Source organism: Paenibacillus sp. NPDC058898, assembly GCF_049316025.1.
In the GTDB taxonomy this organism is placed as follows: domain Bacteria; phylum Bacillota; class Bacilli; order Paenibacillales; family Paenibacillaceae; genus Paenibacillus_AQ.
Genome location: NZ_JBMOSM010000003.1, coordinates 632,670 through 648,837 on the forward strand (window position 1 = coordinate 632,670; position 16,168 = coordinate 648,837).

13 protein-coding genes are annotated in these 16,168 nt (G+C 48.7%); 6 read left to right on the forward strand and 7 right to left on the reverse strand.

All coding sequences use genetic code 11. The features are described from left to right. The first annotated feature begins 112 nt into the window (after positions 1 to 112). Positions 113 to 577 (forward strand): MarR family winged helix-turn-helix transcriptional regulator, encoded by a 465-nt coding sequence (locus tag ACOZB4_RS11350; RefSeq protein WP_379404783.1) that lies wholly within the window; start codon positions 113 to 115, stop codon positions 575 to 577. Beyond that, positions 570 to 1,808 (forward strand): MFS transporter, encoded by a 1,239-nt coding sequence (locus ACOZB4_RS11355; RefSeq protein WP_379404785.1) that lies wholly within the window; start codon positions 570 to 572, stop codon positions 1,806 to 1,808. The genes ACOZB4_RS11350 and ACOZB4_RS11355 overlap by 8 nt, the downstream gene beginning before the upstream one ends. Before the next feature lie 72 nt (positions 1,809 to 1,880). On the opposite strand, the gene ACOZB4_RS11360 is transcribed toward ACOZB4_RS11355, so the two are convergent. The 5 genes from ACOZB4_RS11360 to ACOZB4_RS11380 form a co-directional block, all read right to left on the reverse strand. Then, positions 1,881 to 3,185: an MFS transporter gene (locus ACOZB4_RS11360; RefSeq protein WP_379404859.1), complete on the reverse strand. Its 1,305-nt coding sequence runs from the start codon at positions 3,183 to 3,185 to the stop codon at positions 1,881 to 1,883. An 85-nt stretch (positions 3,186 to 3,270) separates the two neighbouring features. Next, positions 3,271 to 4,974 (reverse strand): methyl-accepting chemotaxis protein, encoded by a 1,704-nt coding sequence (locus ACOZB4_RS11365; protein ID WP_379404787.1) that lies wholly within the window; start codon positions 4,972 to 4,974, stop codon positions 3,271 to 3,273. 311 nt (positions 4,975 to 5,285) lie between these two features. Further along, entirely contained in the window at positions 5,286 to 7,616 is a 2,331-nt protein-coding gene (helD, locus tag ACOZB4_RS11370) for an RNA polymerase recycling motor HelD (RefSeq protein WP_379404789.1), read from the reverse strand. 295 nt (positions 7,617 to 7,911) lie between these two features. Further along, positions 7,912 to 8,970: an FUSC family protein gene (locus tag ACOZB4_RS11375; protein WP_379404791.1), complete on the reverse strand. Its 1,059-nt coding sequence runs from the start codon at positions 8,968 to 8,970 to the stop codon at positions 7,912 to 7,914. A 107-nt stretch (positions 8,971 to 9,077) separates the two neighbouring features. Next, positions 9,078 to 9,767, reverse strand: a complete 690-nt coding sequence (locus ACOZB4_RS11380; protein WP_076325058.1) for a phosphatase PAP2 family protein — start codon at positions 9,765 to 9,767, stop codon at positions 9,078 to 9,080. A gap of 180 nt (positions 9,768 to 9,947) precedes the next feature. Between ACOZB4_RS11380 and ACOZB4_RS11385 the strand changes: the two genes are divergently transcribed. Further along, positions 9,948 to 10,592 (forward strand): SDR family oxidoreductase, encoded by a 645-nt coding sequence (locus tag ACOZB4_RS11385; protein WP_339266317.1) that lies wholly within the window; start codon positions 9,948 to 9,950, stop codon positions 10,590 to 10,592. Positions 10,593 to 10,777: 185 nt separating this feature from the next. On the opposite strand, the gene mnmH is transcribed toward ACOZB4_RS11385, so the two are convergent. Together mnmH and selD are read right to left on the reverse strand one after the other, a co-directional pair. Then, positions 10,778 to 11,830, reverse strand: a complete 1,053-nt coding sequence (gene mnmH / locus ACOZB4_RS11390) for a tRNA 2-selenouridine(34) synthase MnmH (protein WP_379404794.1) — start codon at positions 11,828 to 11,830, stop codon at positions 10,778 to 10,780. A gap of 39 nt (positions 11,831 to 11,869) precedes the next feature. Beyond that, complete coding sequence (gene selD, locus ACOZB4_RS11395) at positions 11,870 to 12,922, reverse strand: selenide, water dikinase SelD (protein ID WP_076325061.1); 1,053 nt, start codon at positions 12,920 to 12,922, stop codon at positions 11,870 to 11,872. A gap of 295 nt (positions 12,923 to 13,217) precedes the next feature. Between selD and ACOZB4_RS11400 the strand changes: the two genes are divergently transcribed. The 3 genes from ACOZB4_RS11400 to ACOZB4_RS11410 all read left to right on the forward strand — a co-directional run bounded on the left by ACOZB4_RS11400 (position 13,218) and on the right by ACOZB4_RS11410 (position 16,091). Next, complete coding sequence (locus tag ACOZB4_RS11400) at positions 13,218 to 14,288, forward strand: permease (protein ID WP_339290866.1); 1,071 nt, start codon at positions 13,218 to 13,220, stop codon at positions 14,286 to 14,288. Between the two features lie 134 nt (positions 14,289 to 14,422). Next, positions 14,423 to 15,613, forward strand: a complete 1,191-nt coding sequence (locus ACOZB4_RS11405; RefSeq protein ID WP_379404797.1) for a peptidyl-prolyl cis-trans isomerase — start codon at positions 14,423 to 14,425, stop codon at positions 15,611 to 15,613. 133 nt (positions 15,614 to 15,746) lie between these two features. After that, the gene (locus tag ACOZB4_RS11410) at positions 15,747 to 16,091 is read left to right on the forward strand and encodes a hypothetical protein (protein ID WP_339290868.1); all 345 of its coding nucleotides are present in this window, start codon (positions 15,747 to 15,749) and stop codon (positions 16,089 to 16,091) included. Positions 16,092 to 16,168: the final 77 nt, after the last annotated feature.

The window sequence follows — 16,168 nt, forward strand, 5'->3', positions numbered from 1 at the left end:
CTGTCATGCAGACAATTAATTTTTTGAATGGTTTGACTGATTTGCATGTCAGACATATAATTGTTTAGACAACTATTTTTGAAAAATTGAAATGAAAGGTGTGACTTGTTTCTTGAAAGTACCTAAACGCAACCCCTCCATCGGTTTTCATCTGGGTTACACCTATCGCCGCGCATCCCATTTGTTTGCTAACGCCTTGAAGCCCTATGATATCACCCCTGAGCAATGGCTGGTGCTGTACCACATCGGAGAGCACGAAGGGTTAAATCAAAAGGAAGTTGCCGCCAAAGCGGACAAGGACCAACCGACCACTACCCGCATTTTGGATCTGCTCGAGAAAAAAGGATACACCCGCAAATCCGTTTCGGTAAACGACCGAAGAGCTTTCCAGCTCTATTTGACGGATACAGGCAAACAATTGATCGAGACAACCACAACGATCGAAAGTCAGTGCGGAAGCCAGTTAATCGAAGGCATTGACGATCATCAATTAGAGATGTTCTGGGACACACTCTCACGCATCAATACCAACATACACAACTTAGAGAATAACAGGAGTGATGTTTCACATGAATGAAATAAATTCGAAACAACGATTATGGACCAAAGAATTCATCACCTTGATGATCAGCAACCTGTTTCTGTTCCTGACCCTGCAGATGATGCTGACCACGCTGCCCGCATACGCCAAAGAGGCGTTTATGGCAAGCCCGCTTCAGGTCAGCCTTATAACCAGCCTGTTCGCCTTCAGTGCGATCGCTTCCCGCTTCGTGTCAAGCAAAGCGCTGGAAAAGGGAAAACTGCGCCTGCTTCTGTACGTCGGGCTGTTGATATCACTGGCAGCCACGCTCGGCTATTACTGGGCATCCGGCATCGCCTTTCTGCTGCTGATGCGCGTTTTGTTTGGCATCGGCTTTGGCATGACAAGCACCTCGTTTCCTACGATGGCTTCAGACGTCATTCCTATCAAACGACTGGGCGAGGGCATGGGGTATTTCGGATTATCCACTACACTCGCCATGTCGATCGGCCCGATGATCGGCTTGACGCTCCTGCAAGACGGGGGTTTTACACCGCTTGTGGTCATCACCGTCATCATCAATGTACTTATCTTCCCACTCGCCTACGTTCTGACGTTAAAATCGGCAAAACGAAACACGGAGCGCCCCTCAGCAGTTAAACCTCGAGTGGAGGAACAACCGAAGGGCTCATTCAATAAAAAGCTGATTCTACCCAGCGTCCTTAATTTTTTGATGTCCATTACGTACGGCGGGCTGCTGAGCTTCATGGCGTTGTTCGGCACCGAGGCTCACCTCCGGAATCCCCAATATTTCTTCTTGTTCAATGCCATTGCCATCATTCTGGTACGGCCGTTCTCCGGCAGAATCTATGACCGCTATGGACACAAGGCGCTGGTTATACCCGCTGCTGTTCTGATGGTCACCGGTTTGTTGTTGCTGACCTTCGCCTCATCGACGGGAATTATGCTGTTATCGGCATTATGTTATGGCCTTGGCTTCGGTGCGATGCAGCCGTCCATCCAGACCTGGATGATCCAGGAGGTTCATCCGCTCCAGCGCGGCATGGCCAACGGCATGTTCTTCAACTCCCTGGATTTCGGTGTCGCTATCGGCTCTATCGCGCTCGGCTCCATCGCCAAATCCACTTCGTACACGATCATGTACCGATATTCAGCCATTGCGCTAGTGCTGTTGATCCTGATTTATATCGTCATGCAGGCAACCGGCAAATCGCGCACTAAAGCTACATCAAAGCTTGAGGATACCGAACCCACCGTTGCAGGATAACGGGGGTTCGAAAGCGAATCCAATTTTTTAGCATCCGATCCGTACCCGAATATGAGAGAAAGGTCTTGTCCATTATTTATGGACAAGACCTTTCTTTTTCAAGCCCTGCGGTTTCTTGAAATCCACTCGGTATGAATTCCCTCCGGTATCGTCTTCCTTCGCCTCCGGCTTCACGGCGAATAATGTAAGCAGGCCACCTACAGCCGCAACGGCTGCCAACGTGCCGAACAGGACCCAATGATTCGCCCCGAGCAGCAGTGAAACAACTGGCGGACCGAGCGATACGCCGATAAAACGCATACTGCTATATAGGGAGGTAATGGTACCGCGCTGCTCCTTCTCAACACCTTCCGTCAGCAGCGTGTCCATGCATGGCAGTACCATCCCGATCCCGACGCCACCAAGCGTCATCATGCCGACTACAAAATAGATCTGTGCACTAAATCCGGTTACGATCAAGGAAGCCGTCAAAATGGCCATGCCCGCGAAACCGGTCCACTTCTTAGCCGCTTTATTTTTGCCCGTAAATTTACCGGCTAAATAAGATGAAAGACATAACAAAGCTAGCGGAATCGCAAGCACCAGCCCTTTCACCACACCGTGTAAATGGTAAGTGCTTTCGAGCGTTTCCGACAAATAGAAAAGAACGCCGAACACGCCAAACATCGCGATGCCGCCGATGGCAAATATCGCATACAGCCATCTTCCCTTCTCGTGTAAAACCTGCTTGGTTGTTTTCAAAAACTCACGAATGGATTGTTTATCGTTATGGTTTGACTTTGGCGTCTTCACAAGAAAAATGACAAGCACGATAGAGATCAAGCATAGAATCGGAATAGCTATAAAGGGCAAGAACCAAATAAAACTTCCGAGCAGGGCACCCAGTATCGGGCTGATTACCTTGCCAAACGTATTGGAGGTTTCGATAATACCCAAACTCTTACTGACCTCTTCTTCCTCTTTAAACATGTCACCGACAAGCGGAATGACAATGGGGAATGCCCCGGCAGCACCAATCCCCTGCAGAAACCGTCCCGCCAAAATAACGTAATATGCTGCCGTCCCACTCAGCATCCAGGCTGCCACAGCCGAGACAGCTCCGCCTAATGCCGCAATAATTAAGCTGGGGATGATGATCTTCTTTCGTCCATACCGATCCGATAAATAACCGGCAATCGGAATCAGTAAGATGGCTACAACAGCATATACCGTTATAAGCATACTGACTTTGAAGGAACTGATCCCCAGAGCTTTTGAAATCTGCGGCAAGATGGGAATCAGCATGGAATTGCCCAAGGTCATGATGAGTGGTATGGATGCAAGGGCAACCAGATCCCATTTCTTGTTTTCCATGAGAGAAGACCACCTTTGCGTTATCTGTCATCCATATTGTAGGTTCTTTTGCCCAGAATATGCATGATTGCAAGGTGGCCGTTTTTTCCCATATGCAATTTTTCCTTATTTATACTTTAAAGCCGGACATCAACTGCCGCAGCTTGCTGGACATTACATTCAAATCCTCAACGGAATTTGTAATTTCCTCCATAGAGGCCAGCTGCTCTTCCGTGGCTGCACTGACGCTTTGGGTTCCACCTGCCGTTGTCTCCGTGACCTCCTGAATTCTGCGGATGGCATGAACAAGCTCTCCTGCTCCGGAGTCCATCTGTTTAGTTGCAACAGTGACACTCTGAATTTGTTCGTTCAATTCGCCGACGGATTGCTCAATATCCTTAAAGGCTCTCTCGGCTCCTTGTGCCACGTTCATACCCTCGGTCACTTCGCGGGTGCCCTGCTCCATGACGCCGGCCAAATCAACAATATCCTGCTGAAGCTCATGGACGAATTGTCTGATTTCGACGGAAGAGTTTGAGGCCTGATCAGCCAATTTTCGGACCTCAGCCGCTACAACCGCAAAACCTCTGCCATGCTCACCTGCCCGAGCGGCCTCAATGGAGGCATTCAAGGCAAGTAGTGATGTCTGCTCTGCAATTTCGATTATGATCTGTCCCATCGCTCCAATGTTGGAGGCCTTTTCGCCGAGCGCCCGCACCGATTGCGCAGATTGATCCACGCTGGTGCGTATGCCTTCCATCTGAGCCAGCGTATGTATAAGTGCCTGTTCCCCTTCAGCCGCAAGTTGGTTCGTCGTTGCTGCCAATCCGGAGACACCTTGGGCGGCATGCGCGATATGTTTCATGCCTTCCGCCATGTCCGTTACCGTAGCTGTCGTTTCCTCCGTATCCTGAAGCTGGTTTTCTACCCCGGCCGCCAGCTCTTCCATAATCCCAGAGGTTTGCTGAGAAGCTTGACGGATTTCCTCGGTCGTGGAGTGCAGCGTCGAAGCTGCGACACCAACTTTGCCAGCCGTATCCTGTACCTGCACGACAAGCACCCTGAATCCATCAACCAGTTTATTGTAGGCGTCGGCAACCGCCCTGATTTCGTCTTTCGTATTGATCTGTAATCGGGTAACCAGATCACCGCCGCCTTCGGCAATCTTCAAAAGCTGACTGCTCATCTGGTTTAACGGACGGATCGAGCGAGTAAGAAGATATCCCTGTATAGCAAAATAAACAACGGCTGCGACTCCGATCAGCATAATGATCAAATTCTGAAATCGGCTGCTGGCCGCAATTTGATCAGCCTGTTTAGTCAAGGCTTCATTTTTATCTACGGTAAATTGTGCGATAAGCGTACTGAAGGACCTTCGCACTTCGCGTTCCTTGTTAAAGGCAGCTTCATATACCCGGAACGGCACAGCCTTGTAAAAACCGGTATCGTACCCCAATTTGCTCAATACCTCGTTAACGGCTTCAGAATAAATGACATATCCGGTTTCAATCTCGTTAAACACCTTAAGGTCTTCCTCAGCCATCATCAAGCCTTTGGTTTCAGCCATGAGTTTGGCAACCGACTCCTGTTTCGCTTTCAATGAATCTGCAAAGGTCGAATCTCCGGTCAATAGGTAGCCCCGCTCATCATTAGAGACACCAGTCAATAGGGTCTCCAATTGCGTCAGGTTATAAATGACCTTCTGATCCACTTCAATAATTTCGCTGAACCTCTTCTCCGTCATGTTCGAAGTGATGAACGCGATGATTACGATAACCACCGTAACCGTTGCAAGAATCGTAGACGAAAGAATTAATTTTGTTTTTATCTTCATCCGTAAGCACCCGACCTTTGATATAAGTAATAGACCCCCAATCCTTTTTTCGTCAAATTTGTGTCCAAAATGAATAGACACGGCGGTCGAGAAAGCACTTATTCCGAAAATTATTGAAAAAAATTATTAATCACCGGTCAAATCATCATAAATATTGGATAACTCCCTCCTTATGGTACAAAGCATACTCCCTATCTCACCCTAAATAGGTTTCCGTTTTTTTCCTTTTCCATGAAACATGTTTGGATTTCATATAACAATCATGAAAAAAAGGCCTGCCTAAGCCGTGGCTCAGGCAGACCTTTATTCATTTAATATTCATCCGGGATAAAATGGCTTTTTTCCCCGATATGATACACATGAAGTTTGTGCATGGCACGCGTACATGCGGTGTAGAACAGCTTGCGGTCGCTTTCGCGATGGTACACATCCTCAGAGCCGTTGTATATGATCACCGCGTCGAATTCCACGCCCTTGGCCAAATAGGCAGGAACGACAAGCGTTCCTTTCTCAAAAGCCGGAGTGGTTTTGGCAATTAATCGTGTTTGTATATCTGCTGACAACTGCTCGTGTACGCGTCTACTCTCCTCTTCTGTCCGGCAGATCACCGCGACGTACTGGAATCCCTGTTCATGAAGTTCACGGATATCAGAGACTATCGCTGCATGCAGGTGTTTTTCATCGTTCACCGCAACCACACGCGGAGCTTCGCCGCTTCGATTAAATGGAACGATCCGCTCCCCGCCCGGTATCATCTGCCGCGTGAAATCAACGATTTCATACGTGGACCGGTAGCTTTGCGTCAGATTGATAACCTCCGTATCCTCCTTGCCGTACAGACTTACCAGATTTTCGAGATTGCCGAGTGCCTCTCCATGTGCATAAATCGCTTGATTAAGGTCTCCCAGCACCGTCATTTTCGCTCGTGGGAACAATCGCTTCAGGAATTCCAGCTGGAATCCGGAATAGTCCTGTACTTCATCAACAATGACGTGTCGAATCGACGTGTTCGTGCGGAAACCTTGAAGCAGCTCCTTCAGATAGAGGAACGGAGTCGCATCCTCATACAACAGCGATTTGTTGTCCAGTGACGCAACGGTAAGATTGCAGATTTCTTCCCAATAATCCGGGAGCATCTCCAAATTTCCGGCCGCCCGGCGAAATAACGATTCATCCGTATATAGTTTTCGATACATGCCCTTCACATCCACATAACGGAACCGCTTGATCCAGCGTCTGACCGGCTTGAGCCGATTGCTGATGACCATTTTGGCAAGGACGTCCCTTTCCTTATCGAAATCGTCAAACGTGTCTGCCTTCCGGTTTTGCTTACGTCTCATCGTTTGAAAGGCCCGCTGGTAATCCTCCGTATCCAGCAGCTGGATTTGCTCCTCCACCCACGGGGCGTCTTTTTCGCTCTGAGCAAACTCCGACAGGCGTTTCAGCATCCACTCTTTCATGAGGTCGATACGGCCAGCAAGTTTAACCGCCGCATCATAACCATAGAACTGCGCGGACATTTCGTCGGAGCTAACGATAACCTTACCTTGGAATACGACCGGCTTAAAGAGCATCCCGTCCTGTTCCAGCAGCTCCTTGTATCGTCTGATGGTGTCCAGATAAGCACCCGAGGATTTATAGGATATACTCTGAAGCCGTGCCCGGTAACGCGGCGAATCGTCCGCATTCAGCAGGGTTTCCGTCTGCGTGAACACGTCTTCGAGCTCAAACTCTTTGCCGAGCCGATGCTCCAGATAGGACTGAAAGGTCGTCTGCTGCATATTGTCCTCGCCAAGCTCCGGAAGCACCGTGGATACATAACTGTTGAACAGCGGGTTCGGTGAGAACAGAATCATCTGATCGGCCCGAAGCGTCTCCCGGTACTTATACAACAGATAGGCCACTCGCTGCAGTGCCGCTGAGGTTTTGCCGCTGCCAGCAGCCCCCTGAACGATCAGCATGCGGGTTTTGTCGTTTCGGATGACGGCATTCTGTTCCTTTTGAATTGTAGCTACGATGCTCTTCATCCGATCATCCGCGCTATGGCTGAGCACCTGCTGGAGCAGCTCATCCCCGATCGTTACACCGGTATCAAACAATACCTTGATCTCGCCGTCATGGATGACGAATTGGCGCTTAAGCAGCATTTCGCCTTTGACCGTACCCGATGGCGTTTCATATTGGGCCTGCCCCGGTGCCCCGTCATAATACAAGCTTGATATCGGAGCCCGCCAGTCGTAAACCAGAAACGTCTCCATATGTTCATCCAAAAAAGATCCTGTCCCCAAATAAATGGTTTCCGTCTCCGTGGTTCCATCCTCTTGAAAATCGATGCGTCCAAAGTAAGGGGATTCCACAAGTTTTCTATACTTTTTAAGCAGCTTGCTGGATTGCAGATGAGCATGCTCACGTTCCGCGAGCACCTGCGACTGCTGTCTCAGGTTGGTGGACGTTTCACCCAAATCGTCCGGGTTGCTGAAGTTGACCGTTACTTCGTCCCAAAAGTCTTTTCGCATATCAATAACGACTTCACGGATATCTCCAACGCTCGCTTCCAGCTGAGATATTTTATTACCGATTTTCGTTGTCACTTCCGTTACCCGTGCCTGTTCTTCTTTCCAATCCTGTTCGCTGATAGCCATTTGTTCATCCCCCTAATATACTGGTTGACAGCGCAAGTTGCCTGTGTTATAATACAATTGTGATATTCTAACCACGAATCCTAATTTTAATGACAAATCATTGCTAATTATAACAATGAGCCCCGTATAATTCAACATCGAATTTCAGAACCGACCCACCGGGCGGTTTTTTTTGCGTTTATATACAATACCATTCCCAAAGCTCACTGCCAAGAGAAATCATCCTAAATCCTGGTGCATGAAAACAGCCGATCAAATATGGCATCTTGATCGGCACCCTCATGGTGAACGTCACTTATTTACGCAGCCACGAGAACAAGGCTTCATCCTGCTCTTTATCATCCGCAACGCGGCTGATATGATCCGCCACCCGGTTCAGCCGGTCAAGCTGATATCCGTAATCATACATGGAGGCAGCCACCACTGACAGCCGAAGCCCCCCGGCATTGGCGCCTGGCCCGCACATCACCTGCTCCATAAACGCTTCATTGTTCTCCGCCATGGTCTCAGCTTCGTCCTCATTCGGTTTCAGTTTATCTTCGAATTTCCACAAGATATGCTCATGGTACTTCATTAACCGCTCTAGATTATGATCAAACTTCTCGTCGATTCCTTCGGATCGTTCCGCCTGAAAATAGTGGTTCTCCACCGCATCCAGCACTTCATACCCCTTACGAAGGGATTGGAGCAATTGCTTATACACCACTAGCTGTCTTGCTTGACTGTACTTGGCCCGCTTTAGCTTCCTCTGCTCTTCCTCAAACAAATTGTATTTGTCGGACAACGATTTGATCGCCGATTCCAGCTCCTTCTTCTCCGCACGATACACCGAATCCTTCATTTCATGAGAGATGGCCGTGCGCAGCAGAAGTGACATTTTGCCAAATACAATATGAATCCGCGTGATGTACTGTTCCTTGGGTTTCGGGGGAAACACAAGAATATTGATAAGAAATGCAGATATGATACCGATAATCGTCAGAATAAAGCGATTGAGTGCAAAATCCCATTGACCTGAAGCTTCCATCACAGATATTACCGTGACGAGTGTAAGTCCGATGGTCTCACCCATATTCAGCTTCATACAAATCATAATCACTAAAACACACACCAAACCGACGGAAATAGGCTGATTCGATAAAAAGTATCCTCCGAGCATCGCCAGAATCGCACCGAGCGTACTGGTCTGCAGCTGGTCCAGGAAATACCTCCACGACCTATATATGGATGGCTGCATCGCAAAAATCGCGGCTATGGCGGCAACAACAGGGGATTTAAAGTCAAAGAGCATGGCTAAATAAAGAGCCAGCGTCACGGCTAAGCCGGTTTTGAACATTCTTGCTCCAAACGCCACAGACAGCCCTCCTTACCGAACTCAATTTCACATCTATGGATACACACCATGATACATACTCCTCCGTTTGAACCGCTATTACATGAATTACCCTTGCGCTTCCAATGTTATGCAGTTTCTGATCCAATCCTATCTTCCGGGTTGGCCCGCTTCCCCATCCTCTTCTCGTAAGATCGGACCAGAAAGCCAAGCCAAGCGCAAGCAGCCAAATATCCGCCAAGAATATCGCTTGGATAATGGACCCCAAGATAGACTCTGCTTAGTCCGATGCCCAGAATCATGACGACGGAGATGGATATTAAAGTTCCTCTCCCCGCCCTGCTGTCGATATGTCTCCACAGCAAGTAAGCCAACACGCTGTAGAACGAGAAGGCAGCCATGGAATGTCCGCTGGGATAACTATATCCCGTAATTTCAATTAAGCGGTGGATGTCAGGCCTTGCCCGTTGAAATACCCATTTTAATAATACATTCAGAATAGATGAACCGAAGACGACCACAATAAGGAGAAGGATCTCCACGCGGTGCCCCAGTACCCAATATAGCACGGCGATTACAATCAGACATAACATAATCACCGGTCCGATAGAACCTATAAACGACAGCCCGATGGCGATATCTGTGATAAGCGGCTGCTCCCAGGCTTGTACCGTTGTTATGATCGCCATGTCAAACGTTTCCAGGCCTTGCCGCTTTACCAAAGCTGCCAGCGTGACAAATCCTATGAGGCTGATCATCGATATGAGAAAAATCCAGCGTTGTCTTCCTGAAGTCGGGTGTAGCTTCTGTCCGCTCAACTCTCTTTTCTCCTTTGCCTTTGTTTCGAAACCGTGTCAATTGGTGAAAACAAGATAATATCATTTTCCCGAGATAAAGGAAAGTACATTTGGGATATACATGAAATATCCCGTAGTCTATGTCAAAATCGCAATGATTACTCTTTCAAGGAAATTTTTACCGTAAAGGAGCGTGTCCACATGAAGATTCTCGTTGTCGGTGCCAACGGCCAAATCGGCAAACAGCTTACACATCTGTTGCAAGACCATGAAAGATATACCGTGAGAGCAATGGTACGAAAAGAGGAACAGGCCGCCCCATATCAAGCCGCCGGAATAGAGTGTGTTCTTGCGAACCTGGAAGGATCGGTCGAGGAGCTTGCTGATGCGGCGAAGAATTGCCAGGCGGTGGTATTCGCTGCCGGCTCAGGCGGAGCTACCGGATACGACAAAACCCTGTTAATCGATCTGGACGGAGCCGCAAAAATGATCGAAGCCGCCGAGCAGGCATCTGTTTCGCGTTTTGTGATGGTAAGTGCGCTTCAAGCCCATCATCGGGAATTTTGGAATGAGGAGATCAAACCGTATTACGCCGCCAAGCATTACGCGGATCGCATGCTTCGTCAGAGCAGCCTCACGTACACCATCATTCGTCCAGGAGGACTTACAAATAGACCCGGTACCGGTCGTATTACCGCTGCGGAGGATATCCAGGGCGGATCAATTCCGCGCGAGGATGTAGCACGAACGATTCTGTTATCCTTGGATGAAGAAAATACCTTCCGTCGTTCCTTCGATCTGATTTCAGGAGATACTCCTATATCCGAAGCTTTATCCTCTATTTAAAGAGAATGCCTTTGCCAAAAAAAATCGCCCCTTAGTATAAGCGGTACGTTGGTATCGGCTCATACTTCAGGGACGATTTTCCATACTAGTTCCAATCATAACCAGCTTACAATAAAAGCGGTCAATGCCAACGCAGGCGCATAGTTTATGATTTACTTTGTCACATTAGCCTTTGTTTTGCTACCTTACGCGCCTGTCTTCCGCAGCATTTGATTCCGCAATATATCTTTAACCGCAACCACCGCTTCTTCCACCCGGTCCACCGCCACAACGATAGGCGTGCTTCCCTCATATTGACTGAAAGAGTGATTATACTTGGGATCATAATAATGCTCGAGCAGCAGTTGTATTCCCTGAGCAAATCGACCCTCTTCCAACGACTTGCCGATTTCCGCAGCGATCGGTGTGTGGATCCTGCTTTTGATTAACTGGAAGGCTGCTAAATATTGCTCTTTAAAAGCAGCAGGGTTGTAATCCTCCAGAATCTGACGAACACGCTCGGCCATCGGCAGTTCTAACACGATGGCTACCCCAGACTCCTTCTTCTTCATGAGGAAATCGGGAACGGCAATTTTGCCGATCCGTTTGCTCTCCGCCTCAAATAACAAATACGGCGAAGATTCCAGTTGCTTCAGCCGCTCAACCAATCCCGAATCAAACGTCTTCTGATTATTCGCCTGGAGACCGATATGTCCAAAGATCGAGCCGCGATGTCCTGCCAGCCCTTCCAGGTCCACGACCGGGTAGCCTTCCTGCTGAAGCTGTTTAAGCACTGCGGTCTTGCCTGTGCCTGTCAATCCATGAAGGACAAATGCTTCCGCGTCCAGACTCTTATGCTCAAGCGTATCCAGCACATACTTCCGGTAAGCCTTAATCCCACCCGTAATTCGGTTGACATGGATATCCATTAAAGAGAGAACGGTTGCGGCGGTCCGGCTGCGCATGCCGCCCCGCCAGCAATAGACCGCCTTATCCCCTTCGATCTCCTTGAATTGCTTCACAAAGCTCGGGAGCTTGGCCGACATAATGGCAAGTCCACGCTCTTTAGCCGCATCCACGCTCACCTGTTTATAAATCGTCCCGATCTCCGCCCGTTCTTCATCATTGAAGACCGGAATGTTCAGACTTCCCGGAATGGTGGAATCCCTGTACTCCGAAGGGGAACGGACATCTATCAAAGTAATCTTCTTCTTGCTTTGCAGTTCCATTAATTCTTTTACGGTGATGTCTTGAAACATGTCTGTTCGCTCCTTTATTGATACAAAACCCGATTCCCTTTATAACTCAACGACAATGCGATTCGGATGGTTATCCACGACCTCACCGATTCTTCCTGCTTCCAGACCGGCATGGCGAAGCTCTGACAGAAGCTGATCGGCCTGCGAGCCATCAACCGCAATGAGGAGTCCTCCTGAAGTAACGGCATCGCACAATATCCACTTATCAATCTGGTCCATGCTGTCCGGGAAATCCACGTCATCCTTCACGTGATCATAGTTGTTTTTTGTACCGCCTGGAATAACACCACCATCGGCCATCTCTCGAACCCGCTCCAGAATAGGAACAGAAGGTTTAGAAATTCGGATCCCCGTGCCGCTTCCTTTTGCCATTTCAAGCGCATGGCCAAGGAGACCGAAACCAGTCACATCCGTGCACGCATGCACCTCATAAGGTTCCATGAGCTCGGCTGCCGTTTTGTTCAATGCCGCCATCACGGCGGTAACTCGGCGAATCTCCTCATCGCTTAACAGATCTTTCTTGATGGAACTCGTCAGGATACCCACGCCGATTGGCTTGGTCAAAATCAATGCATCGCCTGGCTTAGCACCGGCATTGGTTCTTACTCTGTCCGGATGGACAGTACCTGTAACAGCAAGGCCGAATTTTGGTTCTTTATCATCGATGGAGTGCCCGCCAACCAGGGTTACCCCCGCTTCCTTCAATTTATCCCCCGCACCTCTCAAAATATCCGTCAATACCTGCTTGTCCAGCGTTGAGATCGGAAATGCCACGATATTCAAGGCAGTCAACGGTTTGCCTCCCATGGCATAAATATCGCTGATGGCATTCGCTGCAGCCACTTGTCCAAAATCATAGGGATCATCCACAATCGGCGTAAAGAAATCGACGGTCTGAACCATAGCCAACTCATCCGTGAGGCGGTATACGCCAGCATCATCACTTGTATCCAAACCAACCAATAAATTGGGATTCGGCTCGGCTTGCGGGAGCTTGCGAATGACCTGTGCCAGGTCCGCAGGTCCGATCTTGCATCCGCATCCTCCTTTAGAGGAATACGAGGTTAATTTTATTTTCTCCGATTGACTCATCACGGGTCTTCCCTTCGTCTTAAGAGTTAATTTTAACAAAACACATGCAACAACCCCGGCGTGGATGCATAAAAAACGTCTCATCTACCCGGGGGATAATCTGATATTTGTCCGTTTACTAACACTTGTGATCACACACAATATCTATATTATAAGAAATCGGCTGCTCCAAGTCTAATGGTCTTCCTATTTCTTGCAATTACCGGGAATATCTTTCTTCGTTCTGTCCGCAATGTGATATACTAATTGATTGGATATGTAAATCATTTCACAACACATCGGGGGAATATAGATCATGAATCACTCAAGCGACGGCAGAATGGCCTTTGATCATTCGGATCGCAGAAGAACCATCTGGTTCATCACCATCTTCATCATCATTGCAGCAACAGGGCTAACCTACGTAAAATGGTGGCCTTATTACGATAAAGCGCTCAAAGCTATTATGGAGCACAGCATTGGCTCTTCCATATTAGGCCTGGACCCGGGCAATGCCGTGCCTTCTTGGCAAGCAGCCTGGGAATATGCGGTCACGTATTTTAAAGCAGTTTGGAAAGCGGCGGTGCTCGGTATCCTGCTCGGGACCTTGATCCAGTCGCTGCTGCCCTCCCAGTGGCTGCTCCGCGTACTAGGCAAAACCACCTTCGGCAGCACGGCGATTGGAGGAATCGCCTCCATTCCGGGCATGATGTGTTCCTGCTGCGCAGCACCGATCGCGATCGGTCTGCGTAAGAAAAAGGTGTCCGTAGGCTCCGCCCTCGCGTTCTGGATCGGTAACCCGACCATCAATCCGGCGACACTCGTGTTTATGACGTTTGTTTTGTCATGGAAATTCACCGCGCTGCGTTTGATCTTCGGCATCATTCTGACCTTTGGCGTCAGTTATCTGGCTAACCGCTTTGCCAAAGAGGCGAATCCAGTAGAGATTGACGCGCCAGAGAGCACTGAACAACTCGATGAACGTCCACTGTGGAAACGCTGGTTCGCCAGCATCGGTCATATGATTATTCGGGTGGTACCGGCTTATTTTATCGCTGTGCTTCTCCTTGGCGCCCTGCAAGTGTGGATGTTCCCGCATTTGGGAGCTGCTGCTGGAAACACGCTGCTGGCCGTCATTTTCTTCTCCGTGATGGGAATGCTGTTTGTCATTCCAACCGCTGCGGAAATCCCGATCATTCAGGCCTTTATGGCCGCGGGCCTCGGAGCGGGCCCGGCCGCAGCGCTCCTTCTGACCCTGCCGGCCATCAGTCTTCCATCTCTTCTCATGGTGAGACGCTCATTCCCGAGGAACGTCATGTGGTTTGTTGTTGCTGCCGTGGTCCTGCTTGGAATTATATGCGGTATAGCGGGAATGCTGATCCTGTAGACCCAGCTCCAACTTTTTCGATTATCTTTTCAATTTTTATTTTTTCTTAAGGTAAACCCTTGGCTTATCTGGTAAAGTGATTAAAGAATGAACTAACTCATTATTACATGCAGTCGAAGGGAGTCAATCATTAAATGAAAGATAACGATTTGCAGCCAAACCATCCGGGGCAACCCGAGGATGAACAAGGACAAGCCCAAGAGAAAGAGAAAGAGAATAATCAACAAGATCCGGGCAGCTTGTCTAATGAAGAAGAAAGAATAGATTCAACCTATCCTGAGTCGATCGAGCTTCACAAGGATGAGAACGAACAGCCTGCACTCATGCATCCAACAGGGGATCAACCGCTTAACGATGAACAGTCCCCTGCAGGTGGCGGCGGCAACGGAAGCAAAGGTTGGATGATCGCTTCGCTGGTATTGGCGGCAGCGTTAATCGTCGTCCTGATTGTCCCTCCGTTTGCCAAGGGATCCGGCAATGAAGCTATAGCTAAAGTCAATGACGTTAACATTACCAAGGATAATCTATACAACGAGCTTGTCAGCGCAGGCGGCAAACAAACACTCAATTCCATGATCACAGAGGAATTGATTCAGCAGGAGTTGAAGAAGAAATCCATTACGGTGACCGATGCTGACGTCAATAAAGAAGTGGACACCTTGAAGGGAAGTTTCCCGTCCGAGGATCAATTCAATAGTGCTCTTCAGCAAAGCGGCATGACGCTCGATGACCTGAAAAAGCAAACCAAAACCCAGGTCGAGCTCAAAAAACTGATGGCCGACAAAATCAAAGTCACCGATGAAGAAATTAAAGAAATTTACGATCAAAACAAAGAAAGCTTCGCTACGCCTGAGCAAGTTCGCGCATCCCACATCCTGGTCGAGACCAAGGAAGAAGCTGAAGCCATCGAGAAGCAGCTGAAGGAAGGCGCCGACTTTGCAGCGATTGCCAAAGAGAAGAACCAAGATGCTACGAAAGAAACCGGCGGCGACCTGAACTTCTTCGGACGCGGCCAGATGGACCCTGCATTTGAAGAAGCAGCGTTCAAATTGAAGAAGGGCGAAATCAGCGACCCGGTGAAGAGCTCCTTCGGTTACCACATCATCAAGGTTACCGATCGTAAAGCAGCCACGAACCCTACCCTTGAAGATAAAAAGGAAGAGATCCGCAGTCAGCTTGAGAACCAGAAGGTTTATTCCGAATCCACAGCTTATATTCAAGAGCTGAAGGATAAAGCAACCATCACCAATACGCTGGAAGAAACTCCGGCTGAAACGCCTGCAGATCCTGCAAAGGAAACACCGGAAGCACCTGCTGCACCATAAATATTAGTCCAAGCCCCTACCCTTGAGGTAAGGGCTTTTTTTAATGCGAAATAAAAAGTTCTTTAAACCCCAGGGAAAACATGTTAGAATGTAAGCGTTATCAAATGTTGATCTTGGAAAAGGGGGAAGCAGAATGATGAAGCACGTATCGGAATCCCGCAACATGTATGAGGACTTCGTGGTGGAGACAGACATTCTGTTCTTTAAAACCGGATCGCACGGTTTGGTCAGCTTTCACGGCAGAAACTATAACATTAAAAAGAGAATGACTGCCGAAAAAATTGCATCCCTGCTCTCCGGTAAACAGTTCTATCATGTCGGCGGAAACTGCTACGTTAACGTAGACAAAATCACGACGGTAGAACAAGGCATCGTTTACTTTGGGGAGAAGGCACCTTCTGCCAAACATCTTCGGATTCCGAGATGGAAGCAAGAGGCACTCAAGCGCCTTGTCGCTGAAGTAAAACAGCCTGTTTGAGAGCAGCGCTCTCTTCAGAATCAGGCGTCAAGCACAGAAGATCCCGTATCCGTTAACCGGAAGCGGGATCTTTTGGT

Coding starts and splice junctions, on each gene's coding strand:
- ACOZB4_RS11405 (WP_379404797.1), top strand. CDS start 14,423: ATGAAAGATAACGATTTGCAGCCAAACCATCCGGGGCAACCCGAGGAT.
- ACOZB4_RS11410 (WP_339290868.1), top strand. CDS start 15,747: ATGATGAAGCACGTATCGGAATCCCGCAACATGTATGAGGACTTCGTG.
- ACOZB4_RS11400 (WP_339290866.1), top strand. CDS start 13,218: ATGAATCACTCAAGCGACGGCAGAATGGCCTTTGATCATTCGGATCGC.
- ACOZB4_RS11355 (WP_379404785.1), top strand. CDS start 570: ATGAATGAAATAAATTCGAAACAACGATTATGGACCAAAGAATTCATC.
- mnmH (WP_379404794.1), bottom strand. CDS start 11,830: ATGTTTCAAGACATCACCGTAAAAGAATTAATGGAACTGCAAAGCAAG.
- selD (WP_076325061.1), bottom strand. CDS start 12,922: ATGAGTCAATCGGAGAAAATAAAATTAACCTCGTATTCCTCTAAAGGA.
- ACOZB4_RS11385 (WP_339266317.1), top strand. CDS start 9,948: ATGAAGATTCTCGTTGTCGGTGCCAACGGCCAAATCGGCAAACAGCTT.
- helD (WP_379404789.1), bottom strand. CDS start 7,616: ATGGCTATCAGCGAACAGGATTGGAAAGAAGAACAGGCACGGGTAACG.
- ACOZB4_RS11365 (WP_379404787.1), bottom strand. CDS start 4,974: ATGAAGATAAAAACAAAATTAATTCTTTCGTCTACGATTCTTGCAACG.